Origin of the sequence: Microcella flavibacter (assembly GCF_012530535.1) — a bacterium.
Lineage (GTDB): Bacteria > Actinomycetota > Actinomycetes > Actinomycetales > Microbacteriaceae > Microcella > Microcella flavibacter.
Genome location: NZ_CP051299.1, coordinates 2,332,171 through 2,358,137 on the forward strand (window position 1 = coordinate 2,332,171; position 25,967 = coordinate 2,358,137).

Consider the following 25,967-nt stretch of genomic DNA (forward strand, 5'->3'; position numbering starts at 1 on the left):
GCGAGGCCCGGCGCACATCCCTCAGCCCCGTCGTGACGACCCTGGAACCGCTTCCACACCGCATGCTTTCGCGTATCGTTGCCCGCATGCCCCTCGACTCCACCCCTACCACCACCCTCACGGTCGAGAGCATCACCGCCCCCGAGCCCCGCACCGCCGGCTCCGAGTGGTGGCGCTCCGCCGTCATCTACCAGATCTACCCGCGCTCCTTCGCCGACGCCTCGGGCGACGGCATCGGCGACCTCGCCGGCATCACCGAGCGCCTGCCCTCGCTCGCCGCGCTCGGCGTCGACGCCGTCTGGCTCTCGCCCTTCTTCCGCTCGCCGCAGAAGGACGCCGGGTACGACGTCGCCGACTACTGCGACGTCGACCCGATCTTCGGCACGCTCGCCGACTTCGACGCCCTGCGCGACCGCGCCCGCGAGCTCGGCCTGCGCGTCATCGTCGACCTCGTGCCGAACCACTCCTCCGACCAGCACGTGTGGTTCCAGGAGGCGCTCGCCGCCGGCCCCGGCTCGCCCGAGCGCGACCGCTACATGTTCCGCGAGGGCACGGGCGAGAACGGCGAGCTGCCGCCCAACAACTGGCCCTCCGTCTTCGGCGGCGACGCCTGGACGCGGGTGACCGAGCCCGACGGCACCCCGGGCCAGTGGTACCTGCACCTCTTCGACAGCTCTCAGCCCGACTTCAACTGGAAGAACCCCGTCGTCTGGGAGGAGTTCCGGCGCGTGCTGCGCTTCTGGCTCGACCGCGGCGTCGACGGCTTCCGCGTCGACGTGGCGCACGGCCTCATGAAGAAGGAGGGCCTGCCCGACATCGCGGCCGCCGCCGCCTCCGACAACATCGCCGACGCGCTCATGTCGCCCGACGAGACGCCCTGGTGGGCCCAGCCCGAGGTGCACGAGGTGTACCGCGACTGGCACGAGGTGCTCGCCGCCTACGACGGCGACCGCGTGCTCTGCGCCGAGGCCTGGGTCGAGCCGCTCGCGAAGGCCGCCCAGTGGGTGCGCCCCGACGAGATGCACCAGGCGTTCAACTTCAGCTACCTCGGCACCCCGTGGAAGCCGGCGCTGCTGCGCTCGGTCATCGACGAGTCGATCGCCGCGTTCACGGGCGTCGGCGCTCCGAGCACCTGGGTGCTGTCGAACCACGACGTCGTGCGCCACGCCAGCCGGTACGGACTGCCGCCGGTGACCGCGGTGCCGAACGCGGGCATCGGTCCGGCATCCCTCGACAAGCCGGATGCCGCTCTCGGGCTGCACCGCGCCCGGGCCGCGACCGCCATGATGCTGAGCCTGCCCGGCAGCGCGTACCTCTACCAGGGCGAGGAGCTCGGCCTGCCGGAGGTCATCGAGCTCGACGACCACGTGCGCGAGGATCCGACGTTCCACCGCACCGGCGGCGAGTCGTACGGCCGCGACGGCTGCCGCGTGCCCATCCCCTGGGAGTCCGACGCCCCCGCCTTCGGGTTCAGCGGCACCGGCAGCAGCTGGCTGCCGCAGCCGGCGGAGTTCGCCGAATTCGCCCGCGACCGCCAGGACGGCGTCGCCGGCTCGACCCTCGAGCTGTACCGCTCGGCCCTGGCCATCCGCGCCGAGCGCGACCTCGGCATGGGGTCGCTGACCTGGGTCGACGGCTTCGGCGAGGACGTCGTCGCGTTCCGCAACGGCGGCGTGCTCGTGCTCGCGAACCTCGGCGAGTCCGCGGTCGAGCTGCCCACCGGCGAGGTGCTGCTCGTGAGCAATCCGCTCGTCGACGGAGCGCTGCCGACCGACACGACCGCGTGGATCGCCGTCTGATCCGCTGATCGCACGACGAACGGCCCCGAGCACGCGCTCGGGGCCGTTCGCATCGGCGGCGCGCCCTGGCGGAGCGCATCGGCGGATCCGCGCACCGAACCGATCGCCGCCCCGCACCGAACAAAGCAGAGTACCGCTCGTGATCGAGTCGCGTGCGGTGCACGGGAGGCTGCGATGCACGAGCGGCAGGAGGCGCGGGCACCCATCGCGGAGCGCGCGGAGGACGTCGAGCGGCTGCTGCGGGCCGGGGCGCTGAACCGCCCGGCCGCGATCGTCGGCGCGCACGCGCGGGATCGCCGCGCCCTGCTCGGCGCCGTCGCGCTCCGGCTGGCCGCCGAGGGGATGCCCGCGGTGGTGCTCGTCGCGCACGGGGGTGCCGCGCAGCCCCCGGCGACCGCGATGGTGCCCGCGAGCATCCCGATGACCTCGCTCGCCCGCCGGGCCGCACGGCTGGGACTCGTCGGCAGGGCCGCATCCCCGCAGCTCGATGCGGCCCTGCAGGCCCGCGAGGCGTCGCTGACGGTGCTGATCGACCAGCGCGCCCGGCTGGGGTCCGCCGAGCGTCACGCCGTGGCGCTGCTGCTCGCCCGTCCGCGGATCCTGCTCGTCGCCGGCTGGACGCCGGCGGACTGGGCGACCGCGCTCGAACGACGCCTCGATCGGGATCCGTTCGTGCCCGGCACCGATCTCGTCGACGCGGACCTCGTCGTGCTGCCGCCGCTCGCGCCGGAGGAGAGCGAACGGATGCTGGCCCTGTGCCGGCGGGTCGGCCGGATGACCCGCGCTGCGAAGGCCGGGGCCGCCGGGGCCGCTGGCGCCGCCGGGGCCCGAGGATCGCGCGGAGAGCAGCGGCCGCCGCCATCCACGGCGGATCGGCCGCCCGCGGTCGCCCGCTCGCCGCTCACGCCGCGGGAGCGCGAGATCGCCGAGCTGATCGCGGAGGGACTGACCAATCGGCGGATCGCCGAGCGCCTCTCGCTCTCGACCCGCACGGTGGAGACCCACGTGCTGCAGGCGCGCGCGAAGGTCGGCGCCGACACGCGGGCGGCGCTGGCCGCCGCGGTGCTGCGCGAAAACGACCGATACGGCAACGATGCCGGGATCGACAGAAGTACGATCAGGGAACGGGTCAGCTGGCGTTCGAGATCAGCCACTGATACGGGTCGATACGGATCCCGTCCAGCTGGATCTCAAGATGGAGGTGTGCGCCGGAGACGTTCCCGGTCGCGCCCACTAAGCCGATGAAATCCCCTGCGGATACGGTCTGGCCAGTGACCAAGGGGCTCGATCCCCATTGCATGTGGGCGTATAGCGAGACGACCTTCTGACCGTTGACCACATGTTCGATGTACACGTGATTTCCATAGGCGCCCCCTTCAACTTTCTGGGTGACGACTCCGTCCGCGATCGCGAAGATCGGCGTGCCGTTGCCGGGCGCCAGGTCGAGCCCCTGGTGATAGGTCGAACATCCGTAACACGGGGCCACCCGGTTTCCGTAACCCGAACTGATCTGCACGGTGTTCGGGAACGGCCACCGCACAGCTCCCGCTCCTGTGGTCGTATAGCTCAAGTCGCGCGTGCCATACCGCTCGCGAACGACCTCGACGTATTCCGTGACCGTCCAGTCATCACGGGTCGCGGCGGGCGTGGCGGCGTCGGCATGCTCGGAGGAATCGAACAGCTGTGCTGGCTCGCGAGTGGGAGCCTCCTCCACGCCTCCCGTTGCGGAGGCTGAGACCGAGGAGAAGGACTGAGCGGCGGGCGTCGCTTCGGGGTCGAGGAGCGCCACGGCGGGCACGTTGGTGCCGATGAGCAGTGCGCCGACCGCGAGCATCACGATCGGCGGGAAGGCCTTCTGCGCGAGCCGAGCGGCGAGGGGCTTGCGCGGCGCGGCCGGTTTGGTGGAGGCCTCGACGGCACGGCGACCGCTGGTGCGGCCGGCGGCGGAGCGGCGGGCGGGGCGCGCCGCGGCGGTGCGCTCGCGGGCGCGGCGCCGGGCGGGGGTCGACGACTTCTCGGCCTCGCGGAGCGCGCGGCGGCTGCTCGCGGCGAGCTCGGCGGGGGGAAGGGTGATCGACGCCGTCGCAGGGGAATCCTCACCTGCGGGGAGAGAGATCGACTCGATGATTCCGGTCACGGTCGCGGGGCTCTCGGAGAGCCCTCCAGCCGACCGCTGGAATTCGTCAGTCACGATTGATGGTTGCCTTACGTCGTCTGCTTGCTCGGGCGCTCCGTGCGTGGGCACAGTAGTGCCTTGCACGATCTTCGAGTGGGTTCCTCCCCAACGGTAACGAATGCCGTTCTGAGGAGCGATTCTGCGAGCCCGCCGTATAACGGTGAGGTCACGAACTCATCGACCATAACCTCCCCGGCTCGGAATCGCCAGTCCGCGAAGGGTTTTCACCCCCGTTCGAGGGCCGCCCGGGAGCCCCGGACGCGGTTCAGGCGCCGATCTCGCGCAGCAGCTCCTCGAGCGCCGCGACCCGGTCGGGGTGCGCGGCGAGGGTCATGAGGTGGTCGGCGCGGCGGCCGTCGAAGCCCGTGACGACCGCTCCGGCCTCGTGCGCGATGAGGGCGCCGGCGGCGTGATCCCAGGGGCTCAGCGTGCGCTCGAAGTACGCGTCGACGCGGCCGCAGGCCACCGCGCAGAGGTCGAGGGAGGCGGTGCCCATGCGCCGGACATCCCGCACCATCGGCAGCAGCCGGGCGATCGCCGCACCCTGCTCGCGTCGCGTCGTCTCGGCGTACGCGAATCCCGTCGCGATGAGCGACTGGTCGAGCGTGGCCGCCGGGCGGATGGCGATGGGTGCGTCGTTCAGTCGCGCGCCCCCGCCCGCCGTGGCGCTGAAGAGCTCGCCCGTGACCGGGTTGAGCACGACCGCGGCGAGCGCGCGCCAGGCCTGCGGGTCGGCCTCGCCCTCGACGGCGGCGATGCTGACGGCGTAGTGCGGGATCCCGTAGAGGAAGTTGACCGTGCCGTCGATGGGGTCGACGACCCACGTCACGCCCGAGGTCGAGGCATCCCTCGCGCCCTCCTCGCCGAAGAACCCGTCGTCGGAGCGCGCCTCCGCCAATCGCGTGCGGATGAGCTGCTCGGAGTCGCGGTCGACCTGGGTCACGACGTCCACCGGCGAGGACTTGCGGTCGGCGACCTCGACGCCGCCGCGGCGGGCCTCGACGATCATCGCCCCGGCCTCGAGGGCGATGGAGCGGGCGAGGGCGAGCAGCTCGGCGGGGTCGGCGGCAGGAGTCATGGCCCGATCATCCCAGCCCGGGGTGGACGGCGCGCGAACGGCCGACGGCGGGATCGGCGAGCGGACTCGTGCGGCGGTGAAGAAAGAAGAACGGGTGGCGAGTGAGGGATTCGAACCCCCGAAGGCTGAGCCGTCTGATTTACAGTCAGATCCCTTTGGCCGCTAGGGTAACTCGCCGGGTGCGCGCCCGGCCGATGTGGTCATCAACCGGATGCGCTCGACCACAATACAAGCTTTCCGAGCCGCTTCGTGACCCGCCCGCTGCCGGAGCACCGGGCTAGCATAGGCGCATGGCCGATTCCTCATTCGACATCGTCAGCAAGACCGACAAGATGGAGGCGGAGAACGCCGTCAACCAGGCTCAGAAGGAGATCGCGCAGCGGTACGACTTCAAGGGGGTCGGGGCCTCCATCGAGTGGAGCGGCGAGAAGCTGCTGCTCAAGGCCAGCGCCGAAGAACGGGTCAAGGCCGTGCTCGAGGTGCTCGAGTCGAAGATGATCAAGCGCGGCATCGGCGTGCGCAGCCTCGACACCGGCCAGCCCTACGCGAGCGGCAAGGAGTTCCGCATCGAGGTGGGCCTCAAGAACGGCATCGCCAGCGACGACGCGAAGAAGATCTCGAAGATCATCCGTGACGAGGCGCCGAAGAGCGTCAAGAGCCAGATCCAGGGCGACGAGCTGCGCGTGCAGTCGAAGAGCCGCGACGACCTGCAGGCGACGATGGCGCTGCTCAAGGGCAAGGATCTCGACATCGCCCTGCAGTTCGTGAACTTCCGCTGACGTCACGGTGAGCTCCGACTTCTCGGGGCACCCCCGCGGCAGTCGCGAGTACCGGCGCCTGCTCGCGGCGCTCGCCTTCGCCGGGGTGGCGACCTTCACGCAGCTGTACTCCTCGCAGGGCATCCTGCCGCTCATCGCGCGCGACCTCGGCGTCGACGCTGCGACCGCCGCCCTCACCGTCTCGGGCGCCACCGCCGGACTCGCCGCGGCGGTGCTGCCGTGGTCGCTGCTCGCCGACCGCATCGGGCGCCTGCCCGCCATGCGCATCGCGATCATCGCGGCCACCGCGCTCGGCCTCGTCGCGCCCGCGATGCCCGACGCCGCCTCGCTGATCGGTGTCCGCATCGTCGAGGGGCTCGCGCTCGGCGGGCTTCCGGCGATCGCGCTCACCTACCTCGCCGAGGAGGTCGACCGCCGCCACGCGGCGACCGCGGCGGCCACCTACGTCGCCGGTACGAGCCTCGGCGGACTGCTCGGGCGCCTCATCGCGGCCCCCATCGCCGAGCAGGCCGGCTGGCGGATCGGCATGGGCTCGGTCGCGGTGATCGCCGCCGTCGCCGCCGTGGTCTTCATCGCGCTCGCCCCCCGCTCGTACGGGTTCGCGTTCGTCGCCGGGAATCCCCTGCGCCGTCTGCTGCGCGACATCGGGATGCACGCCGCCGATCGCGTGATGCTCGCGCTCTGGGCGCAGGGGTTCCTGCTCATGGGCGGCTTCGTCACCGTGTACAACTACCTGGCCTTCCACCTGGAGGGCGCGCCCTACCTGCTGCCGCCCTCGCTCGCCTCGCTGCTCTTCACCGCGTACCTCGCCGGCACGGCCTCGTCGCGCATCGCCGGCGGCATCGCCGAGCGGGCGGGCACCCGCCCGGTGCTCCTCAGCGCGGCCGCGATCATGCTGGCGGGGCTGCTGCTGACGCTCGCCGCCTCGCTCGTGCTCGTGATCGTCGGTCTGGTCGTCATGACCGCCGGCTTCTTCGCGGGCCATGCCGCGGCCTCGGCGGCGATCGGGCAGCGGGCGTCGCGGGGGCGGGCGCAGGCGGCGAGCGTGTACACCCTCGGCTACTACGCCGGGTCGAGCCTGTTCGGCTGGCTGGGCGGGCTGGCGCTCATCGCCGGGGACTGGCCGGCGGTGGTCGGTCTCGTCGCCGTGCTCGTGGTGCTCGCCGGGCTGACGGCGCTCGCCGTCGCCCCCGCGGCGCCGCGCCCGCCCGTCAGTAGACTGCGGCCATGACGGACGACGTGCTCACGCTCGACTCGACGAGCGCGTGGGTCACGGTGATCATCGGCGGTGCGCTCATCCTGGCGCAGGTCGCCATCGCGATCACCTCGCTGGTCATCGTGCCGCGCAACCGTCGCCCGCAAACGGCGCTCGCCTGGCTGCTGCTCATCTACGTCCTGCCGCTCGTGGGCTTCCTCCTCTTCCTCCTGCTCGGCTCGCGGAAGCTGCCGAAGCGCCGGCGGGAGAAGCAGCAGCAGATCAATGAGTACATCCTCGAGACCACGGAGGGCATGGATCGCGTGCGCCGCGATCACCCGTGGCCGCCCTGGCTCGAACCGATCGTCGAGCTGAACCGGCACCTGGGGGCGATGCCGCTCGTCGGCGGCAACGCCGCGCGGCTGTACACCGACTACGCGGGATCGATCGCGGCGATGACGGAGGCGATCCGGGCATCCACCCGCGTCGTGCACGTGGAGTTCTACATCCTCGCGCTCGACGCGACGACCGCCGATTTCTTCGACGCCCTCGAGGAGGCGGTGGCGCGCGGCGTCACCGTGCGCGTGCTGTACGACCACGTCGCCTCGCTGCGGGTGAAGGGTTACCGGCGCACGATGCGGCGGCTGCGCTCCGCGGGCATCGAGCACTACGCGATGCTGCCCGTTCGGCCGTTCCGTCTGCAGTGGCAGCGTCCCGACCTCCGCAACCATCGCAAGTTCGTCATCGTCGACGGGTCGGTCGCGTTCACCGGATCGCAGAACATGATCGAGCGCGGGTACCACCGCGGGCGGCGGCGCGACGGTTCGCGTCTGCAGTGGAAGGAGCTCGTCGTACGCTTCGAGGGCCCGATCGTCTCGGGCGTCGATGCGCTGTTCGCGACCGATTGGTACAGCGAGACCGACGAGCTGCTGATCCGCGAAGGGGCGAGCATCCCCGACGTCGACCCCGATTCCGGGCTGGATGCGCAAGTGGTGCCGAGCGGGCCGGCTTTCGAGGGCGAGAACAACCTCCGCCTGTTCAACTCGCTGCTCTACGCCGCGCAGCATCAGATCCAGATCTGCTCCCCGTACTTCGTCCCCGACGAGTCGATGCTCTACGCGATCACGACGGCGGCGCAGAGCGGGCTCGACGTGCAGCTCTTCGTCTCCGAGATCGGGGATCAGCCGCTGGTGTTCCACGCGCAGCGCTCGTACTACGAGCAGCTGCTCCGGGCCGGCGTGCGCATCTGGCTGCACCGCGCGCCGACGGTGCTGCACGCAAAGCACCTCACGATCGACGACGAGGTCGCGGTCATCGGGTCGAGCAACATGGACATGCGCTCGTTCAGCCTCAACCTCGAGGTCTCGGTCATGGTGCGGGGCGCCCCGATCATCCGCGCGCTGCGCGAGGTCGAGCAGTCGTACCGCGAGTGCTCGTCCGAGCTGACGCTCGAGACCTGGCTGAAGCGGCCGCGCCACATGGCGGCCTTCGACGACATCGCGCGCATGACGGCGGCGGTGCAGTAGGGGCGGGATGCTCGCGCGCATCGCCCGTGTCGCCCGCGTCGCGCGCCGCGCGGCTCTGGCCGCCCGCGCTCGGCGGTCGTACGGTGGGCTCGTGACCCAGAAGACCCTGCCCACCGACGTGCCCGTCGAGGAGTTCCTCGCGACGCTCGATGCGCGCCGCGCCGCGGAGGGCGCCCGGCTCGTGGAGCTGTTCCGCTCGGCGACCGGTGCGGAGCCGGTGATGTGGGGGCCGACGATGGTCGGCTTCGGACAGTACGCGTACCGCTACGCGAGCGGGCACGAGGGCGTCTGGCCGCGCGCGGCCTTCTCTCCGCGCAAGGCGAAGCTCTCGCTGTACGGACTGCAGACGCACCCCGACGCGGGGGCCGCGCTATCGCGCCTCGGACCGCACACGACCGGCGCCGACTGCGTCTACGTAACGCGGCTGGACGCGATCGACCTCGATGCGCTGCGCGAGCTCGTGCGCCTGAGCTGGGCGACGACGGCCGACCAGGCGGTCTGAGGAGGCTCTCCGCTCTCCGCTCTCCGCTCTCCGCTCTCCGCTCTCCGCTCTCCGCTCTCCGCTCTCCGCTCTCCGCTCTCCGCTCTCCGCTCTCCGCTCTCCGCTCTCCGCTCTCCGCTCTCCGGGAAGGATCTCTCGCCCTCCGGTCCTTCCACAATCACGGAACGGGTGAGATCCGTTCGCGCCCTCCGTGATTGTGGAAGGACCACGAACGTCATTGCCCCCCGCCTGTCCGTGGCTGGTGGGCGTCCTCCGCCGCTCCTCCCCCGCTGCATGTCGCGCGCCCGCACCCACGATGGAACACTGAGTTCTCGGCCTCTGCGACCCGTGCGCGATCATCGAGCGATGGTGAGCGGATCGTGGGCGGGAGACACCCGACGGCGCGATCGGTGGGGGCGCCCCCTCGCCTGGGGCGGCTTCGGGGGCTTCGAGGAGTTCATCCGCGGACAGGGCGGGTGGCGTCCCCTGGGTTGGTGTAGTTTCCCGGCTCGGGTGTCACGTCGTGGACGTGGTGAGCCATCGTGCGATGGTCAGTGAGAACTGTCTAGGAATCTCACGGAAGGACACAAACGCACGATGGCTCTTGACCAGTCTGCCCTCCTCGAGCTACTCGGGGAACTGAAACTCACCGATGTGAACGACCGGATCCGGGTCGCGACCGAGACGCTCTACCAGGAGCTGATCGACGCGGAAGCAGCTGCGTTCATCGGCGCTGCCCCGTTCGAACGCTCCCCGGACCGTACGACGCAGCGCAACGGGACCCGGCTGCGGACCCTCACCACCACCGCGGGGGAGCTGGAGTTGCGGATCCCGAAGCTGCGGCAGGGATCGTTTTTCCCGTCGCTGCTGGAACGCCGCCGCCGGGTCGATCAGGCCCTGTTCGCGGTCGTGATGGAGGCGTACGTCCACGGCGTCTCCACCCGCAAGGTCGACGACCTGGTGAAGGCGCTCGGTGCCGACACCGGGATCAGCAAGTCGGAGGTGTCGCGGATCTGCAGCAACCTCGACGAGGACGTCGCGGCGTTCCGCGATCGGCCGCTCGCGGACAGCACGTACCCGTACGTGTTCCTCGACGCGACCTACTGCAAAGCCCGCGTCGGCCGGCGGGTCGTCTCCCAAGCCGTCGTCGTCGCGGTCGGTGTCGCCGCCGACGGGCGCAGGGAAGTCCTCGGCTTCGAGGTCGGGGACACCGAATCGCAACCGTTCTGGACCGCGTTCCTTCGCTCGCTGAAGGCCCGCGGGCTGGGCGGAGTGAAGCTGGTGATCTCCGACGCGCACACCGGGCTGATCGCGGCGATCGACACCGTCTTCCAAGGCTCGTCATGGCAGCGGTGTCGGGTCCACTTCATGCGCAACGTGCTTGCCAACGTCCCCAAGACCGCTGGGCCGATGGTCGCGTCGATCATCCGCACGATCTTCGCCCAGCCAGACACCGAGCACGTGTTCACCCAATTCCACGAAGTCGTCCGCATGCTCTCGAGGTCGCACCCGAAGATCGCCGGCATGCTCGAGGACGCGCAGAACGACATCCTCGCGTTCTGTCAGTTTCCCGCCACACACTGGCGGCAGATCTGGTCCACGAACCCGCTCGAGCGGGTCAACAAGGAGATCAAACGCCGCACCGACGTCGTCGGCACATTCCCCAACCCCGCCGCGTTGCTGCGCCTGGCCGGACACGTCCTGATCGAGCAACACGACGAATGGGACGGCGCTGACCGCCGCTACTTCAGCGAGCACTCCATGAAGCTCCTGAACGTCACCGAAGAGGAGGTCGCGATCCCGGAACTCGCTGCGGCATAATCACAACAGCTGACCCGCACGGTGTTGAGAAACTCCACCACTCAGCGGGACGTCACCACAGGGCGGCATCGTCTCGCGGGCAGAGCTGCTCGATGCAGGGTGGACAGAGGACGAGCTGCGCATCGCTCGCGGCACCTACGGACGGCCGACCCGATTGCGCCGCGGGTGGTACTGCTCGTCAAACGTCCCGGAGACAGTGCGTCGGGCCTGGGCCCATGGGGGTCCGCTCGCTTGCTGGAGCGCCCTCGAGTGGCACGCGCGCCTCGGAGACGACGAGGCGCGCGGCCTCCTCGACCGACGAGGGAGGCCTGGGTCGAACTGCCCCGCGGACCACCCGGCACGTGCCGACATCCGTGAGTCGATCCACGTCTGCTTGCCGCCGAACGCCCAGGTGCGTCGATGCGAAGCCGACGATCCACTGCGGATCGTGCGTCACTGGCACCCCGTCGCAGAGATGCGCTCAGCGCGGTGGGCTGTTCCTATCACTGTCGCGATCGCGCAGACACTCCGGTGCTCGGCCTAACGAGCTGGTTGGCCGAGGTCCGGGTGAGGCGGGGTCAGTCGCGCGAGATGCGCACCATCTCGTCGCGCGGCACGACCTTGATGCGGGCGCGGCCGTGGGGCTCTCCGAGCTGCTGCTCGTGAGCATCCAGCCGGTGCCAGCCGTCGAGATTCGTGTACAGCACCCCGCGGCCGTCGAGCAGGTCGACGATCGCCTGCTCCTCGGGCTCGGCCGGGCTCCACCAGCCCGCGGAGCCCTGGAGCACGTGCTGGACCGTCTCCATCGCGTCGCTCTTCGTGTGGCCGATGAGGCCGACGGGTCCGCGCTTGATCCAGCCCGTGGCGAACACGCCGGGCATGACGGCGTTGTCGTCGCCGAGCACGCGGCCCTCGTGGTTCGGGATGACGCCGTGGCGCTCATCGAAAGGGATGCCGTCGAGCGGCGAGCCGAAATAGCCGACGGCGCGGTACACGGCCTGCACCGGCACCTCGCGGAACTCGCCCGTGCCGACGACGCCGCCCGCACCGTCCGAGCGCGTGCGCTCGAACCGGAAGCCCGCCACGCGGCCGTCCTCGCCGAGCACCTCGACGGGCTTGGAGTAGAAGTGCAGGTGCAGCCGGCGCGACGCCTGACCGGTCTCCCGCGCGCGCCACTGGGTGAAGACCTTGTCGATCACGAAGAGCTGCTTGTTCGAGGCGATCGCCGCACGGGCGGCGTCGTCGTAGTCGAAATCCTCGTCGTGCACGATCATGTCGACGTCGCGCAGCTCCCCCAGCTCGCGCAGCTCGAGCGGCGTGAACTTCACCTGCATGGGGCCGCGGCGACCGAACACGTGCACATCGGTGACGGGCGAGGCCGCCAGGCCCGCGTGCACGTTCTCGGGGATCTCCGTCGACAGCAGATCCTCCGGGTGCTTCGCCAGCATGCGGGCCACGTCGAGCGCGACGTTGCCGTTGCCGATCACCGCGATCGACTGCGCATCGAGCGGCCACTCGCGCGGAACATCGGGGTGGCCGTCGAACCAGCTCACGAAGTCGGCGGCGCCGTAGCTGCCCTCGAGCCCGATGCCCGGGATGTCGAGGTCGGCGTCGCGGATGGCGCCGGTCGCGAAGATCACCGCGTTGTAGTGGCGCTTGAGATCGTCGAGCGTGATGTCGGTTCCGTAGCGCACATTGCCGAAGATGCGGATGTCACCCGAGTCGAGCACCTCGCGCAGGGCGTTGATGATGCCCTTGATGCGCGGGTGGTCGGGCGCGACCCCGTAGCGCACGAGCCCGTACGGCGCGGGCAGCTGGTCGAAGAGGTCGATCGACACGTCGAACGAGCGCTCGTGCTTGAGCAGGATGTCGGCGGCGTAGATGCCGGCGGGGCCGGCTCCGACGATGGCGAGCCTCAGCTTGGTCATGCGGGGGTTTCCGTTCCTGGCGTGATGCGGACGATGCGGCGAAGGCCGCGCGGGCGCGGTCGAGCACCCATCCTGGCAGTGACGGCCTGCAGGATGCTCGCCGCCTACTTGCTGCGGTCGACGACCGCCTCGGCGAACTTCGTCAGCGCCTTCTTCACCGGGCCGTCGGGCAGCGGTGCGAGCCCGGCGACAGCGTCGTCGGCCCAGCGGCGCGCCTCCACGAGGGTCTCGGCGGTGACGGGGTGCGTGCGCAGCTCGGCGATCGCGGCGGCCAGCTCGGCCTCGTCACCGTGCTGCTCGTCGACGTTGCGCTCGATGCGGCCGAGCAGATCGGCCGCGCCGACATCGGTGAGCGCCGCGCGGCGCAGGTACAGCAGCGGCAGGGTCGCGACGCCGCTGCGCAGGTCGGTGCCCTGCGCCTTGCCGGTGCCGGCCTCGGGCTCGGCGAGGTCGATGACGTCGTCGATCAGCTGGAAGGCCACGCCGATCTTCTCGCCGAACACCACGACGGGCGCGGCGAAGGACGGGTCGGCGTGCGAGAAGATCACGCCCATCTGCGCGGCGGCCGCGATGAGCGAGCCGGTCTTGTCGGCGAGCACCTGCAGGTAGTGCTCGATGGGCTCGTCCTCGGGGCGCGGGCCGAGCGTCTCGTGCAGCTGCCCGAGGCAGAGCCGCTCGAAGGTGTCGGCCTGCAGCTTGATGGCGCGCTCGCCGAGGCTCGCGACGAGCTTCGAGGCGCGGGCGAACAGCAGGTCGCCCGTGAGGATCGCGACCGAGTTGCCCCACTTGTGCTGCGCCGTCGGAACGCCGCGGCGCAGCTCCGCCTCGTCCATGACGTCGTCGTGGTACAGCGAGGCGAGGTGCGTGATCTCGATCGCCTGCGCGGCGGTGATGACCTCGGGGGTCGCCCCCTCGCCGAGCTGGGCGGTGAGCAGCGTCAGCACGGGGCGGATGCGCTTACCGCCGGCCTCGAGCAGGTAGCGCGAGGCGACGTCGGCCATGTCGTCGGCGAAGGCGACCTCGCGCAGCAGACCGGCCTCGACCGTCTCGAGCGCCGTCTCGATGGCGTCGGCGAACCGGCGCTCCTCACTGGAGGCGAAGAGCTTCTCGCCGAGACCCAGCGAGGCGCTGAGCGTCTTGCTGCGGCGGGCGAGGGGCGTGCTCCAGGTCACGGGGTGCCGATCTGTCGGGGTTCAGTCGGCCGTGGCCGACGACGAGGTGGGGCGTCGGCGCGCGACGCGCTTGCGGGCGACGGATGCGCGGATCGCGGCGTCGAGCGGCTTGTGACCGCGGTGCAGCGCGACGATGCCCGCGGTGAGGTTGCGGTAGGCGACGCGCGTGAACCCGGCCCCGCGCAGCCACTGGCTGAGGACGGCCTGCTCGGGCCACTCGGCGATCGACTCGAAGAGGTAGGCGTAGGCGTCGGGGTTCGAGCTCGCGGCGCCCGCGATCCGCGGCATGACGTGCTGCAGGTAGGCGTAGTAGCCCTTGCGCAGCAGCGCCACCGGCGGGCGCGAGAACTCGGCGATGACGAGGCGGCCGCCGGGCTTGAGCACCCGGTACATCTCGGCGAGCGCGACGTTCGGGCGCTGCACGTTGCGCAGGCCGAAGCTGATGGTGACCGCGTCGAACTCGTCGTCGCCGAAGGGCAGCTGCTCGGCGTCGCCCTGCACGAACTCGAGATCGGGGTGCCGCTTGCGGCCCTCCTCGATCATGCCCGCGGAGAAGTCGAAGGCGATGACGGTGGCGCCGGTGCGCGCGAGAGCGGCCGAGCTCGTGCCCGTGCCGGCCGCGATGTCAAGGATGCGCTCGCCCGGCTGCGGGTCGATCGCCTTCACGGTCTGGACGCGCCACAGAGCGGCATTGCCGCCGGACAGCACGGCGTTCGTCACGTCGTACTTCTTCGCGACCCCGTCGAACATGGCCGCGACATCCTTCGGCGTCTTGCTCAGGTCGGCCCTCGTCACACGGGCCAGTCTAGTGAGTGCTCACTGCAGGTTGGCCGCGAGCGGGCTGGATGCCCGGCCCCCGCCCAGTACCCTGAGGACGTGCCCTCTCCCGCCCCCTCCGGGCCCTCCCTGCGGGCGGTGACCGCGGCCGTCGAGAGCGGCGCCGATCCTCTGCTGCCGCACGCCTCGGCCGAGCATCCCCTCGTCGCCCTGCGCCGCGGCGACGGCATCGTCGGCGTCGGCGAGCTGCTGCGGCTCGAGTTCAGCGGGCCGGACCGGTTCGCGGAGGCGGCCGCCGCCTGGCGCGCGCTCGCCGCGGCCTCCGCCGTGGAGGACGCGGTGCACCGGCCCGGCACCGGGCTCGTGGCGTTCGGCGCCTTCGCGTTCGCCGACCGCTCGGGCGCGACGAGCGTGCTCGTCGTGCCCGAGCTCGTGGTGGGGCGGCAGGCGGGGGCGAGCTGGGTGACCCGCATCACGCGCGCGGGGGATGTCGACGCCGCCGCGCCCTCGGCCGAGGAGGCTGGGGGGATGCCCGCGCCGACGCCCGTCGGCGCGCGGCCCCGGGCGACGCTGGCCGCCGGATCCCTCAGCCGGGAGGAGTACGTGCAGCTCGTGCGCGACGCCGTGGGCCGGATCCGCGCCGGCGAGGTCGAGAAGGTGGTCATGGCGCGCGACGCCGTGGCGAGCATCCCGCCCGACGCCGACCGCCGCGCCCTGCTGCAGGAGCTCGCCCAGGCCTACCCCGACACGCTCACCTTCGCCGTCGACGGGCTCATGGGCGCGAGCCCCGAGACGCTCGTGAGCGTGCACGCGCGCGAGGCCTCGGCCCGCGTGCTCGCCGGCTCGATGGCGCGCGGCGCCGGCACGGCCGAGGACGCCGCCGCGGCGACCGCCCTCGCGACGAGCCCGAAGGACCTCGACGAGCACGCCTTCGCCGTGCAGAGCGTGCTGCGCGCGCTGCGCCCGCACGCTCGCGCCGTCACCGCGAGCGAGTCGCCGTTCACCCTCAAGCTGCCGAACCTGTGGCACCTCGCCACCGACGTCGAGGTGGAGCTGTCGGAGGACGCCTCGAGCCTCGACCTCGTCGCCGCGCTGCACCCGACGGCCGCGGTCGCGGGCTTCCCGACGGCCGAGGCGCTCGCCCTCATCGCGGAGCTCGAGCCCTTCGACCGCGGTCGCTACGCCGGCCCGGTCGGCTGGATCGACCAGGACGGGGACGGCGAATGGGTCATCGCGCTGCGCTGCGCCCGCGTCGATGACGACGGCACGCTCACGGCCTACGCCGGGGCCGGGATCGTCGCCGACTCCGACCCGGAGTCGGAGCTCGCCGAGACGCGGATGAAGTTCCGGCCGATCGCGGACGCGCTGCGGTAGTCGGACGCGGATGCGCTGCGACGACGGACCTCCCGACCGGCCGGATCGTCACGCCTTGGAACCGGGCACCTTGCGACTCGCGACGACGCCACCGAGGATCAGGAGCAGCGCTGCCATGGGATAGCCCACCAGCAGATCGAGCAGCAGCGGCGGTTGCTCCGGTCCGAAGGCTTCCAGATGCGTCAACCAGTGCACCACTCCCATGCCCGCACCGATGATCATGATGATCTGCCCGACGCGGAGATTCACCCGTCGCCGGGTGTAGTCGTCCATCGATCTCAGCGCTCGGATCAGTCGCCGGATCATGACGCGACCTCGCCCGCCGAGTCGCGTCCCCGACCGGCCGGACCCTCTGCTGCGAGCATGCTCGCCGCAGAGGAATCGAAACGCCTCGCGAGGGCGGCGATCACGAACGCAACGCCGACGATCGCTGCGAGCGAGGCCGTCAGCACGTTGATCTTGATCCCGAGCAGCTCGAACTCGGTGGGATCGAGGCGGAACGTGTTGAACCACGCGCGACCGACGCCGTACCAGATCAGATACAGACCCAGGGCGAGACCACGGGGAGTGCGGGACTCCCGTCGAATCCGCCACAGCCGTTCCACGATGAGGATCACGACGACACCAGCGAGGTTCCACAGCAGTTCGTACAGGAACAGGGGGTGGAAGAGGGTCCCGTCCGGGGTACCGGCCGGGATCGCGGGATTGCCGGGGTCCACGTGAAGCCCCCACGGCAGGGTGGTCGCCGTGCCGAACAGCTCCCCGTTCACGTAGTTCCCGAGCCGCCCGATCGCTTGCGCGAGCAGCAGACCCGGGACGAGCGCGTCCGCGGCGTCCACGAATCGGACGCCTTCCTGACGTGCACCCAGCCACACACCGACGGCACCGACGAGCACGGCGCCGAAGATCGCGATGCCCCCCTCCCACACGGCGAACACCTTCCAGAGGTCCGCGCCCTCGAAGAAGTAGTCCGTGGGGTGGGTCAGGACGTGGTACACGCGCGCACCGACGATGCCGAACGGGGTCGCCCACAGTGCGACCGTGAGCGCGGCGTCGGAGGGCAGATCGCGCGCGCGGAGGCGGCGCGCCATGAACATGACCGCAACGGCTATGCCCGCGATGATGAAGAGGGCGTAGAAGCGGATCTCGACGATTCCGAGGTCGATCGACGTGATGTCGGGGCTGTACAGCCCGAAGTCTTTCGGAGCAGTGGTGGTCACAACTGTTGACTCCCAGCATGAGGGGAGAACGGCCCGATCGGGCCGACTCCGGCGATGGCGATGGCGATGGTGCGTTACTGGATGGGAAGCGGCCCTGCGCGCTCAGCCGATTCGGCCGCGCCGAGCAGCGGTGCGCCGGACGAGCGACGAGCGGCTCGTGGCGCGCACATCGATCAGCGGATGCACACCGAGATGGTCGTCAGATCCGGCTTCGGGGGAAGCATCTCCGTCGAACGCAGGTCGGGCGGAGAGGGGTCGGAGGACCGGTGCGACGGGAGCACCCCCCATGCGGCCGGGCGCGCACCACCGAGAAGAAGCAGAAGCAAGGCGATGCCGGAGACGTGAGAGTCGCGGGGTTCGATGCAGGTAGAGACGCAATGTCCATCGACGGCAGAGCCGGTCTGGGACCCGTTCGAGACCAGAGGCGGCTTCTGCACCGGGGACTCAGGGATGCTCTGGGTCGCGCTGATCGAGGCGCCTCGTGCGGGCCCGGCATCCACCGCCACGGAGATGGCGAATAGTGCGCACGCCGTGATGACCAGGACCATCAGAGCGCCTGCGGATCGGCGAACGATCCGGGGGAGGACGTGCTCGGCGAGACGTCGTCGCCTCGGGAGCATCATCATGCCGGTCAGCATACCCGCCGCTCAGCGTCACTCATGCGGGTGGATGCCGTGGAGACTCCTCGGCTGCAGGTCGATGCGGCTCGCAGCCCTCGTGAGGGCGTCGCCGGCCGCCGCGGCGAGCGCCAGGGCCCGCAGCGCGGGGAGGTCGAGAGCGGCATCCATCGCTCGTCAGCTCGCGGCGAGCCGCGCCTTCTCGGCCTCGACGTCGAAGTCGGCGGTCGGCCAGTGCGGGTCGAGGTCGCGCAGCACCTCGGTGAGCAGCCGCTGCACCGCGAGCCGGGCGAACCACTTGCGATCGGCGGGCACGACGTACCAGGGCGCGTGGTCGGCGTCGGTCTCGGCGATCGCTCGCTGGTAGGCGGCCATGTAGTCGGGCCAGAGCAGGCGCTCGTCGACGTCGCCGGGGTTGTACTTCCAGTGCTTGTCGGGCCGGTCGAGGCGCTCGGCGAGCCGCGCCTTCTGCTCGTCGGGCGAGAGGTGCAGCATCACCTTGACGATGCGGGTGCCGCCGTCGGCGACGCGGCGCTCGAAGTCGCGGATCTCGCCGTACCGGCGCTCGATGACCTCGGGCTCGGCGAGCGCGCGCACCCGGGCGATCAGAACGTCCTCGTAGTGGGAGCGGTCGAAGACGCCGATCATGCCGGGCGCGGGCAGGCGGCGCTCGATACGGGCGAGGAAGTGCTCGGCGAGCTCCTCGGCGGTCGGCTTCTTGAACGAGGCCAGCTGCACGCCCTGCGGGTCGACCGCGCCGACGACGTGACGCACGATGCCACCCTTGCCCGCGGTGTCCATGGCCTGCAGCACGAGCAGCACGCGCGGCAGGTGCCCGGCGCGGCTCGCGGCGTAGAGGCGCTCCTGCAGGGAGCTCAGCTCGTCGACGCCCTCGGCGAGCGCGGCCGCGCCCTCGGCCTTGCCGCCGTCGAAGCCGGGCGTCGAGCGGGGGTCGATCGCGGAGAGGTCGAGGTCGGCGCCGGCGCGCATCAGGTCGGTCATGCGGCGACCCTAGCCGGGCGGGCTCGGCGCCGACAGGGGGTGCATGCTCGACTCAGGCGCCACTCCGGTGCACAAATGCAGGACGCGTGCGGCGTGTCGAGCAGCGCCATGCGGCGACACGCCGATGACGACGTCGAGACTCCTGCATTTGTGCACGCCCCGGGCGGGCGAGGCGGGTGGATGCTGCGCTCAGGCGCCCGCGGCCTCGGGCTCGGCGGCCTCGGGGTCGGCTGCCGGGGGCTCGGCGTCGGCGCCCGTGGCCGCGCGCGAGGCGCCAGCCTCGCCCTCCGGCGCCGGATCCCGCAGGGGCACCTCGATGAGCACGCGCGCCTCGGGCGCGGTCATCGCGTCGTCGAGCTCGGCGCGGGTGGTGACGAGCCGGTAGGCCCAGCCCCCGGCGGCGGCGAGCGCCGCGAAGTCGACGGCGACGGGCGTGCGCATGACGCGGGCGAAGTCGTCAGCGTTCGCCGTGCCGGCCACCTCGAGCGTGTCGAAGATGGTGCCGCCGTCGTCGTTGCCGACGACCACGTGCAGGCGCACGTCGTCGGGCAGGGGGGCGAGCAGGGCTCCGGCGTCGTGCACGAGGGCGAGGTCGCCGAGCAGCACCCGCGTCGTGCCTCCCGTGCCGGCGGAGGCGGCCGCGCGGGCGGCCAGCGCGATCCCGGCCGCGGTGGAGACGGTGCCGTCGATGCCCGCGAGGCCCCGGTTGGCGTGCACGGGGATGCGCTTGCCGGGCAGGATGCGGTCGGCTTCGCGCACGAGCCGGGACGCCCCGAAGACGAGGCGGTCGTGCGGCCAGGTCGAGGCCCAGAGGGCGCGGACGAGCATCCGGCGATCGATGGGGGCGCGCAGCACCGCGAGCTCGGCCTTCGCGAAGGCGGCGCGCACGCCGCGCTCGGTGCCGACGGCGAGGGACAGGTCGGGGGCGGGGTCGCCCGGATCCTGCGACTCGAGCACGGCGCGCGACATGGCCACCCAGCCGCCCACCCAGCGCCGCACGGCCTGCGGGTCGGTGGTGCCGTGCACGCGCACGCCGTCGACGATGCGCGCGCGGCGGCCGGGGTCGTAGGCCTCGACGCCGGGCGTGCGGATGACGATCGTCTCGACATCGTCGCGCTGCAGCAGCGCCGGCACCTCGCGGCTCAGCGTGGGATGCCCGAGCACGATGGCACGGCCGACGGCCTCGCCGTGCGGGCCGCGCAGCACCTCGCGGTAGGCGGCGACCATGTGCCGGCCGAAGCGCGCCTCGCTCGTGACCTCGGCGATGAGCGGGGCGCCGAGCTGCACCGCCAGCTTCTCGGCGAGGGGGCCGGCGCCGGTGCCGGCGATGACGACGGTCGCGTCATCCGGTTCGAGATCCAGGATGCTCGCCCCGGGCTCGGCCGCCACCGGCTCGCCCGGCACGAGGTCGCCGCTCAGCTCGATCGGCCCGCTCAGCGGTTCGCGGTATGCGAGGTTGAGGTGGACGGGGCCCTCGGCCGCCGCCCGCACGGCCACCTCGGCGAGCCCCGCGGCCTCCTCGGCCTCGCCGGCGTCGCCCACCGGGGCCGCGACGTCCCAGTCGGCGCGCAGCAGGTCGCCGAAGATGCCGGGCTGCACGGTGGTCTGGTTGCTGCCGATGCCGCGCAGCTCGACGGGGCGGTCGGCGGTGAGCACGATGAGCCCGACCCCCGAGTGGTGCGCCTCGAGCACGGCCGGGTGCAGGTTGGCGACGGCCGTGCCCGAGGTGCAGACGACGGCGACGGGGCGGCCCGACTCGACGGCGAGGCCGAGCGCGGTGAAGCCGGCGACGCGCTCGTCGACGCGCACGTGCAGGCGCAGGGCGCCGGCCCGATCGAGCGCGGCGGAGGCGAGGGCGAGGGCCTGCGAGCGCGAGCCGGGGCTCAGCACGAGGTCGGCGACGCCGTGCCGCACGAGCCCTTCGAGCAGGGCCGTCGCGGCCGATTGCGCGGGCGAACCGCTGCCGGGCATCCCGAACGCCGCCGGCCCGCTAGCGCTGGGCGTTGTCGTCGCGGGTGTCATCGTCGAGGTCGCTGAGCTCCTGCTCGAGGCGGCGCAGGCGCTCCTCCTGGTCGGCGCGCTCGGCGACGTCCTCCCGGCGCAGGGTGCCGAGGAACTCGGGGTCGTCGTCGGGGGCGATGACGCGCGAGCGCGTGCCGGGGCCGCGGCGGGCCTTGCCGACGATGAGCCAGAGGATGCCGCCGATGACGGGCAGCAGCACGACCACGACCGCCCAGAGGGGCTTCTGCAGGCCGCGCACGCGGCCCCGCTCGGTCATGAGCACGTCGACCAGGGTGTAGATGGTGAACGCGACGGCGATCACGATGAGGACGACGATGACTCTGGCCATGCCCTCACTGTACGCCGCCGGTCTGGGCGGCCCCGGGGAGCGGGCCCAGCGGCGGCCCGACGCGCGCCGACCGCGGGCCGAGCGGCGGCCCGCCAGCCGCCGCCAAGGGGCGCGCTCGTAGACTGGGGGCCATGAAGCCCTGGATCGCCTACAGCCTCGTGCGCCTCGGCCTGTTCGGGGCCGCGCTCGGGCTCCTGCTGCTGCTGCCGATCCACTGGCTCTGGGCGACCCTCATCGCCACGGTCGTCTCGATGGCCGTCTCGTACATCGCCTTCGCGGGCCTGCGCGACCAGGTGGCGCTCGACCTCGCCGCCCGTCGTGCCCGCGGCTCGGTCGACCCCGATGCGGCCGATGAGGATGCCGCTGCCGAGGATTCGGCGCTCGACGGGCATCCCGCCCCGCCGCCGGCGAGCACCCCGCGCGAGCCGTAAGCGCTTCGTAAGGGTTCGCCCCTGCCGGCCGCCCCGCTAGAAGGCGATCGCGGCCGCGAGCGAGGCGCCCGTGACGAGCGCCGCCGCCGAGGTCATCTTGAGCGCGAGCACGAGCTCGGCGGCCGTGCGCGCCGTGAGCACGATGAGCACGACGGGCGCCGCGAGCAGCAGCGCGAAGTACACGTACGGCGCGTAGACGTAGAACACGCAGAAGTAGCCGACGAGGCCGAAGGCCACGAGCAGCAGCACCCCGAAGAGGATGCGCGCGGCTCGGTCGCCGAGGCGAACGGCGAGGGTGCGCTTGGCGGCGACGCCGTCCTGCTCGATGTCGCGGATGTTGTTCACGAGCATGACCGCGGCGGCGAAGAGCCCGGCGATGACGCCCGCGATTACCGCGTCGAGCGGCATCTCGCCGATCTGCACGTAGGTCGTGCCGATGACCGCGACGGGGCCGAAGAACAGGAAGGCGACGAGCTCGCCGAATCCCGAGTAGCCGTACGGCTTCTTGCCGCCCGTGTAGAACCAGGCCGCCGCGATCGCGATGGCGCCGACGATGAGCAGCCAGTACTGCCCGCTCAGCACGACGACGGCGAGACCGGCCGCCGCGCCGAGACCGAAGAAGACCAGCGCGACGATGAGCACGGTGCGGGCGGGGGCGAGCCCGCCGCCGGTGAGCCGACGCGGGCCGACGCGCACCGCATCGGTGCCGCGCACGCCGTCGGAGTAGTCGTTGGCGTAGTTGACGCCGATCTGCAGGAAGACCGCGAGCGCGAGGCAGAGCAGCGCGAGCCCCAAGTCGTAGCCCTCGGTGACGAAGGCGATCGCCGTGCCGAGCGCGACGGGCGAGATCGCGAGGGTCAGCGTGCGCAGCCGGGCGCCGGCGATCCAGTCGCGGGCGGTGGCGCGGGATGCCGCTGCCGGGTTGCCCGAACGGGCCGCCTTCGTGCTGCGCGAGGCGGGATCGCCGCTGCGCGCCGGGTTGCCGGAGCGGGTGCGGGGCTTCTTCTTCGACGTCGGGGCCACAGCAGGATCCTACTGAGCGGCGGGCGGGCTCCCGGCCGCGGCCGCCGGGCCGGGCACCGGGCCGGGCACCGGGGCTACCCGGCGACCCGGCGGGCGAGGGCGAGCCGGTCGGGCTTGCCGGAGGGGAGCAGCGGCAGGGCATCCACCGTCACGATGCGATCGGGGCGCGCCTCGGGCGGCAGCTGGGCCCCGACGGCGCGGCGCAGCGCCGCGAGCTCGGGCCGCGCGGTCGAGACGACGACGGGCACCTCGCCCCACTCGGGGTGGTGGCCGGCGACGACGACGGCGTCGGTGAGCCCGGGCTGCTCGCGCACGATGCGCTCGACGTCACCGAGCCGCACCTTGAGCCCGCCGGTGACGATCGTGTCGTCGATGCGTCCGGTGACGCGCAGCACGCCGTCGACGAGCTCGCCGGCGTCGTCGGTGCGGTACCAGCGCTGGTCGTCGGCCTCGACGAAGGCGCGCTCGGTGCGGGCCGGGTCGCCGAGGTAGTACCCGGCGAGGGTCGGTCCGCCGAGCTCGACGCGGCCGTCGCTGATGCGGATCTGCGTCTGCCCGATCGGCCGCCCGTCGTAGACGACGCCGCCGCAGGTCTCGCTCGAGCCGTAGGTGCGGGTGAGGCGCCAGCCCAGCGCGAGGGCGCGGTCGATGAGCGGCGCGGGCGTCGACTGCCCGCCGACGAGGATGCGGTCGAAGCCGCCGATCGCGGTCTGCAGGGCGCGATCGCCCGCGGCGGATGCCCGTTCCGCCTCGTCCACGAGGCGCAGCAGCTGCGCGGGCACGAGCGCGGTGTACCGCGTGCGCTCGGTCATGCGGTCGACCGCGGCCAGCACGGTCGCCGCGTCCATGCGGCCCGGCGGCACGACGACGGGGGTCGTGCCGCTCGCGATGGAGCGGGCGAGCACGTTGAGCCCCGCGATGTAGTGCACGGGCAGCGCGAGCAGCCACTGGCCGGGTGCGCCGAGGGCTCCGTCGGCGGCGGCGGCGCTCGCGAGCACGGCGTCGGCGCTGAGGGCGACGCGCTTCGGGGCACCGGTCGAGCCGCTCGTCTCGACGACGAGGGCGACGCGCTGCTCGACCTCGGTCGGGGCCGTCGAGACGGGGTTCGCTCCCCCGCCGCGGAACAGCACCGCCGGCCCGCCGCCGAGCGCCTCGCGCAGCGCGAGCAGGCAGGCGAGCGGATCGCTCGTGTCGATGACGGAGAGGGGGCGGCTCATGCTGCCGACGCTAGCGCGGGTCGCTGGCAGGTGCGCGGGCGGCTCAGTACCGCCAGGGGTACGGCGACCAGTCCGGTGCGCGCTTCTGCAGGAACGAGTCGCGGCCCTCGACGGCCTCGTCGGTGCCGTACGCGAGCCGGGTGGCCTCGCCGGCGAAGAGCTGCTGGCCGACCATCCCGTCGTCGGGAAGATTCATCGCGTACTTGAGCATGCGGATCGCCGTCGGGCTCTTCGTCAGCACCGTCTCGGCCCAGTCGATCGCGGTGGCCTCGAGCTCGGCGTGCGGCACGACCGCGTTGACCGTGCCCATGTCGTAGGCGCGCTGCGCGTCGTACTCGCGGGCGAGGAAGAAGATCTCGCGGGCGACCTTCTGGCCCACCTGCTTGGCGAGGTAGGCGCTGCCGTAGCCGGCGTCGAAGGATCCGACGTCGGCGTCGGTCTGCTTGAAGCGGGCGTGCTCGCGGCTCGCGATCGTGAGGTCGCAGACGACGTGCAGGGAGTGGCCGCCGCCGGCCGCCCAGCCGGGCACGACGGCGATGACGACCTTCGGCATGAAGCGGATGAGGCGCTGCACCTCGAGGATGTGCAGCCGGCTGGCCTTGCCCGGGTCGACGCTCTCGGCCGTCTCCCCCTCGGCGTACTGGTACCCGCTGCGCCCGCGGATGCGCTGGTCGCCGCCCGAGCAGAACGCCCAGCCGCCGTCCTTCCCGCTCGGGCCGTTGCCGGTGAGCAGCACCGCCCCGATGCGCGGATCCTGCCGCGCGTCATCGAGCGCCCGGTACAGCTCGTCGACCGTGTGCGGGCGGAACGCGTTGCGCACCTCCGGCCGGTCGAAGGCGATGCGCGCGATGCGGCCCGTCGTGTCGAGGTGGTACGTGATGTCGGTGAGCGCGCCCATGCGCTCGGCCGGGCGCCAGCGCTCGGGGTCGAACAGCTCGGAGACCGGGGACTCTGCCATGACGCCAGCCTAGGCCGGTGGGCCGGGGTGCAGACTGGGCGCATGCGCCCGACGATGGATGCCCCGCCCCCGCTCGAGACCGTGCTCGCCGTGGCGCACGTCGTCTCGATCCCGCTCGTCACGCGGTTCCGCGGGGTGACGCACCGCGAGGCGGTGCTGCTGCGCGGCCCCGCCGGCTGGAGCGAGTTCAGCCCCTTCCTCGAGTACGACGACGCCGAGGCGGCGACGTGGCTGGCCGCGGCCCTCGACGACGGCTGGCACGACTCGGCGGCGCCCGTTCTTCGGCAGAGCATCCCCGTCAATGCGACGCTGCCCGCCGTCGCCCCCGACGCGATCGCCGGCATCCTCGCCCGGTTCGGCGCCTGCCGCACCGTGAAGATCAAGGTCGCCGAGCCCGGGCAGACCCTCGCCGACGACGTCGAGCGGGTGCGCGAGACGCGCATCATGCTCGGGGCCGCGGGGCGGATCCGGCTCGATGCGAACGGCGCCTGGAACCTCGACGAGGCCGAGCACGCCCTGCGCGCGCTCGAGCAGTTCGACCTCGAGTACGTCGAACAGCCCTGCGCGACCGTCGAGGAGCTCGCCGAGCTGCGCCGCCGCGTGCACCGCCTCGGCATCCCGATCGCGGCCGACGAGAGCGTGCGCAAGGCCGAGGACCCGCTGGCCGTCGCGCGCGCCGGAGCCGCCGATGTGCTCGTCATCAAGGCCGCGCCGCTGGGCGGCCTCGACCGCGCCCTCGCTATCGTCGCCGAGGCCGGGCTGCCCGCCGTCGTCTCGAGCGCCCTCGACACGAGCGTCGGCCTCTCGATGGGCGCGCGCCTCGCCGCGCGGCTGCCCGAGCTCGAGTTCGACTGCGGGCTCGGCACCGGCGCGCTGCTGGCCGACGACGTCACGACCGAGCCGGTGCTTCCCGTCGACGGCGCGATCGGCATCGGCCGCGTGGAGGTCGACGGGGATGCCCTGCGCCGGCTCGCCGCCCCCGGCCCGCGCGATGCCTGGTGGCGCGCCCGCCTCGAGCGCTGCCACGCGCTGCTGGCGGCGGGGTCGGCGTGAGAGCGAAACGG

General features: G+C 72.2%; 24 protein-coding genes and 1 tRNA gene. 10 read left to right on the plus strand and 15 right to left on the minus strand.

Translation table 11 applies throughout. The features are described 5' to 3' along the window. Positions 1-86: 86 nt before the first annotated feature. Positions 87-1,799 carry a glycoside hydrolase family 13 protein gene (locus tag HGB54_RS11100; protein WP_168916469.1) on the plus strand — a complete coding sequence of 571 codons (1,713 nt, stop codon included), beginning with the start codon at positions 87-89 and terminating at the stop codon, positions 1,797-1,799. A 351-nt stretch (positions 1,800-2,150) separates the two neighbouring features. After that, a complete protein-coding gene (locus HGB54_RS12705) occupies positions 2,151-3,044 on the plus strand; it encodes a helix-turn-helix transcriptional regulator (protein WP_228545812.1) in 894 nt (297 codons plus the stop codon). Here HGB54_RS12705 and HGB54_RS11110 read toward each other — a convergent pair. From HGB54_RS11110 to HGB54_RS11120, 3 genes are all read right to left on the minus strand, one after another. Further along, positions 2,929-3,936: a M23 family metallopeptidase gene (locus HGB54_RS11110; RefSeq protein ID WP_168916470.1), complete on the minus strand. Its 1,008-nt coding sequence runs from the start codon at positions 3,934-3,936 to the stop codon at positions 2,929-2,931. The genes HGB54_RS12705 and HGB54_RS11110 overlap by 116 nt on opposite strands. Positions 3,937-4,240: 304 nt before the next feature. After that, the gene (locus HGB54_RS11115; RefSeq protein WP_168916471.1) at positions 4,241-5,053 is read right to left on the minus strand and encodes an inositol monophosphatase family protein; all 813 of its coding nucleotides are present in this window, start codon (positions 5,051-5,053) and stop codon (positions 4,241-4,243) included. A gap of 95 nt (positions 5,054-5,148) precedes the next feature. Continuing rightward, positions 5,149-5,230, minus strand: a tRNA-Tyr gene (locus tag HGB54_RS11120). Positions 5,231-5,343: 113 nt separating this feature from the next. On the opposite strand from HGB54_RS11120, the gene HGB54_RS11125 reads away from it, so the two are divergent. From HGB54_RS11125 to HGB54_RS11145, 5 genes are all read left to right on the plus strand, one after another. Further along, the gene (locus tag HGB54_RS11125; protein WP_168916472.1) at positions 5,344-5,832 is read left to right on the plus strand and encodes a YajQ family cyclic di-GMP-binding protein; all 489 of its coding nucleotides are present in this window, start codon (positions 5,344-5,346) and stop codon (positions 5,830-5,832) included. A 7-nt stretch (positions 5,833-5,839) separates the two neighbouring features. Then, positions 5,840-7,063: an MFS transporter gene (locus HGB54_RS11130; protein ID WP_168916473.1), complete on the plus strand. Its 1,224-nt coding sequence runs from the start codon at positions 5,840-5,842 to the stop codon at positions 7,061-7,063. Then, positions 7,060-8,553, plus strand: a complete 1,494-nt coding sequence (gene cls, locus HGB54_RS11135) for a cardiolipin synthase (RefSeq protein WP_168916474.1) — start codon at positions 7,060-7,062, stop codon at positions 8,551-8,553. Before HGB54_RS11130 ends, cls begins: the two co-directional genes overlap by 4 nt. 91 nt (positions 8,554-8,644) lie before the next feature. Continuing rightward, the gene (locus HGB54_RS11140) at positions 8,645-9,055 is read left to right on the plus strand and encodes a DUF1801 domain-containing protein (RefSeq protein ID WP_228545813.1); all 411 of its coding nucleotides are present in this window, start codon (positions 8,645-8,647) and stop codon (positions 9,053-9,055) included. A 576-nt stretch (positions 9,056-9,631) separates the two neighbouring features. Further along, positions 9,632-10,855 carry an IS256 family transposase gene (locus tag HGB54_RS11145; protein ID WP_166194845.1) on the plus strand — a complete coding sequence of 408 codons (1,224 nt, stop codon included), beginning with the start codon at positions 9,632-9,634 and terminating at the stop codon, positions 10,853-10,855. Between the two features lie 557 nt (positions 10,856-11,412). Here the strand turns inward: HGB54_RS11145 and HGB54_RS11150 are convergent. From HGB54_RS11150 to HGB54_RS11160, 3 genes are all read right to left on the minus strand, one after another. After that, positions 11,413-12,762: an FAD-dependent oxidoreductase gene (locus HGB54_RS11150; protein WP_168916476.1), complete on the minus strand. Its 1,350-nt coding sequence runs from the start codon at positions 12,760-12,762 to the stop codon at positions 11,413-11,415. 104 nt (positions 12,763-12,866) lie between these two features. After that, a complete protein-coding gene (locus tag HGB54_RS11155; RefSeq protein WP_168916477.1) occupies positions 12,867-13,934 on the minus strand; it encodes a polyprenyl synthetase family protein in 1,068 nt (355 codons plus the stop codon). 21 nt (positions 13,935-13,955) lie between these two features. Continuing rightward, positions 13,956-14,729, minus strand: coding sequence for a demethylmenaquinone methyltransferase (locus HGB54_RS11160; RefSeq protein ID WP_168916478.1), 774 nt, complete (start codon positions 14,727-14,729; stop codon positions 13,956-13,958). Positions 14,730-14,840: 111 nt separating this feature from the next. Here HGB54_RS11160 and HGB54_RS11165 point away from each other — a divergent pair, with 111 nt between their 5' ends. Continuing rightward, positions 14,841-16,085 (plus strand): isochorismate synthase, encoded by a 1,245-nt coding sequence (locus HGB54_RS11165; protein ID WP_168916972.1) that lies wholly within the window; start codon positions 14,841-14,843, stop codon positions 16,083-16,085. A 48-nt stretch (positions 16,086-16,133) separates the two neighbouring features. On the opposite strand, the gene HGB54_RS11170 is transcribed toward HGB54_RS11165, so the two are convergent. The 6 genes from HGB54_RS11170 to HGB54_RS11190 form a co-directional block, all read right to left on the minus strand. Then, positions 16,134-16,358, minus strand: a complete 225-nt coding sequence (locus tag HGB54_RS11170; protein WP_228545815.1) for a hypothetical protein — start codon at positions 16,356-16,358, stop codon at positions 16,134-16,136. Between the two features lie 29 nt (positions 16,359-16,387). Beyond that, complete coding sequence (gene lgt, locus HGB54_RS11175) at positions 16,388-17,305, minus strand: prolipoprotein diacylglyceryl transferase (RefSeq protein WP_168916480.1); 918 nt, start codon at positions 17,303-17,305, stop codon at positions 16,388-16,390. 653 nt (positions 17,306-17,958) lie between these two features. After that, the gene (locus HGB54_RS12765; protein WP_267237829.1) at positions 17,959-18,093 is read right to left on the minus strand and encodes a hypothetical protein; all 135 of its coding nucleotides are present in this window, start codon (positions 18,091-18,093) and stop codon (positions 17,959-17,961) included. A gap of 6 nt (positions 18,094-18,099) precedes the next feature. Next, the gene (locus HGB54_RS11180) at positions 18,100-18,924 is read right to left on the minus strand and encodes a PPK2 family polyphosphate kinase (RefSeq protein WP_168916481.1); all 825 of its coding nucleotides are present in this window, start codon (positions 18,922-18,924) and stop codon (positions 18,100-18,102) included. A 189-nt stretch (positions 18,925-19,113) separates the two neighbouring features. Then, positions 19,114-20,895: a 2-succinyl-5-enolpyruvyl-6-hydroxy-3-cyclohexene-1-carboxylic-acid synthase gene (gene menD, locus HGB54_RS11185; protein WP_168916482.1), complete on the minus strand. Its 1,782-nt coding sequence runs from the start codon at positions 20,893-20,895 to the stop codon at positions 19,114-19,116. A 19-nt stretch (positions 20,896-20,914) separates the two neighbouring features. Beyond that, on the minus strand, positions 20,915-21,274 hold the full coding sequence (locus HGB54_RS11190) for a PLD nuclease N-terminal domain-containing protein (protein ID WP_168916483.1): 360 nt from the start codon (positions 21,272-21,274) through the stop codon (positions 20,915-20,917). A 131-nt stretch (positions 21,275-21,405) separates the two neighbouring features. Between HGB54_RS11190 and HGB54_RS11195 the strand changes: the two genes are divergently transcribed. After that, on the plus strand, positions 21,406-21,705 hold the full coding sequence (locus HGB54_RS11195) for a DUF4229 domain-containing protein (protein WP_168916484.1): 300 nt from the start codon (positions 21,406-21,408) through the stop codon (positions 21,703-21,705). Positions 21,706-21,741: 36 nt separating this feature from the next. Here HGB54_RS11195 and HGB54_RS11200 read toward each other — a convergent pair whose 3' ends face one another. The 3 genes from HGB54_RS11200 to HGB54_RS11210 all read right to left on the minus strand — a co-directional run bounded on the left by HGB54_RS11200 (position 21,742) and on the right by HGB54_RS11210 (position 24,903). Further along, positions 21,742-22,728: a 1,4-dihydroxy-2-naphthoate polyprenyltransferase gene (locus HGB54_RS11200; protein ID WP_168916485.1), complete on the minus strand. Its 987-nt coding sequence runs from the start codon at positions 22,726-22,728 to the stop codon at positions 21,742-21,744. A gap of 74 nt (positions 22,729-22,802) precedes the next feature. Further along, the gene (locus HGB54_RS11205) at positions 22,803-23,945 is read right to left on the minus strand and encodes an AMP-binding protein (protein ID WP_168916486.1); all 1,143 of its coding nucleotides are present in this window, start codon (positions 23,943-23,945) and stop codon (positions 22,803-22,805) included. Between the two features lie 43 nt (positions 23,946-23,988). Continuing rightward, on the minus strand, positions 23,989-24,903 hold the full coding sequence (locus tag HGB54_RS11210) for a 1,4-dihydroxy-2-naphthoyl-CoA synthase (RefSeq protein WP_168916487.1): 915 nt from the start codon (positions 24,901-24,903) through the stop codon (positions 23,989-23,991). A 42-nt stretch (positions 24,904-24,945) separates the two neighbouring features. Here HGB54_RS11210 and HGB54_RS11215 point away from each other — a divergent pair, with 42 nt between their 5' ends. Beyond that, positions 24,946-25,956 (plus strand): o-succinylbenzoate synthase, encoded by a 1,011-nt coding sequence (locus tag HGB54_RS11215; RefSeq protein ID WP_228545816.1) that lies wholly within the window; start codon positions 24,946-24,948, stop codon positions 25,954-25,956. Positions 25,957-25,967: the final 11 nt, after the last annotated feature.

Bases quoted from the DNA above. Each gene is read 5' to 3' on its own strand.
- HGB54_RS11115 (WP_168916471.1), bottom strand. From the start codon at position 5,053: ATGACTCCTGCCGCCGACCCCGCCGAGCTGCTCGCCCTCGCCCGCTCC.
- menD (WP_168916482.1), bottom strand. From the start codon at position 20,895: ATGCCCGGCAGCGGTTCGCCCGCGCAATCGGCCGCGACGGCCCTGCTC.
- HGB54_RS11170 (WP_228545815.1), bottom strand. From the start codon at position 16,358: ATGGACGACTACACCCGGCGACGGGTGAATCTCCGCGTCGGGCAGATC.
- HGB54_RS11190 (WP_168916483.1), bottom strand. From the start codon at position 21,274: ATGGCCAGAGTCATCGTCGTCCTCATCGTGATCGCCGTCGCGTTCACC.
- HGB54_RS11180 (WP_168916481.1), bottom strand. From the start codon at position 18,924: ATGACCGACCTGATGCGCGCCGGCGCCGACCTCGACCTCTCCGCGATC.
- HGB54_RS11195 (WP_168916484.1), top strand. From the start codon at position 21,406: ATGAAGCCCTGGATCGCCTACAGCCTCGTGCGCCTCGGCCTGTTCGGG.
- cls (WP_168916474.1), top strand. From the start codon at position 7,060: ATGACGGACGACGTGCTCACGCTCGACTCGACGAGCGCGTGGGTCACG.
- HGB54_RS11210 (WP_168916487.1), bottom strand. From the start codon at position 24,903: ATGGCAGAGTCCCCGGTCTCCGAGCTGTTCGACCCCGAGCGCTGGCGC.
- HGB54_RS11125 (WP_168916472.1), top strand. From the start codon at position 5,344: ATGGCCGATTCCTCATTCGACATCGTCAGCAAGACCGACAAGATGGAG.
- HGB54_RS11145 (WP_166194845.1), top strand. From the start codon at position 9,632: ATGGCTCTTGACCAGTCTGCCCTCCTCGAGCTACTCGGGGAACTGAAA.
- HGB54_RS12765 (WP_267237829.1), bottom strand. From the start codon at position 18,093: ATGGATGCCGCTCTCGACCTCCCCGCGCTGCGGGCCCTGGCGCTCGCC.
- HGB54_RS11150 (WP_168916476.1), bottom strand. From the start codon at position 12,762: ATGACCAAGCTGAGGCTCGCCATCGTCGGAGCCGGCCCCGCCGGCATC.
- HGB54_RS11215 (WP_228545816.1), top strand. From the start codon at position 24,946: ATGCGCCCGACGATGGATGCCCCGCCCCCGCTCGAGACCGTGCTCGCC.
- HGB54_RS11100 (WP_168916469.1), top strand. From the start codon at position 87: ATGCCCCTCGACTCCACCCCTACCACCACCCTCACGGTCGAGAGCATC.
- HGB54_RS11205 (WP_168916486.1), bottom strand. From the start codon at position 23,945: ATGAGCCGCCCCCTCTCCGTCATCGACACGAGCGATCCGCTCGCCTGC.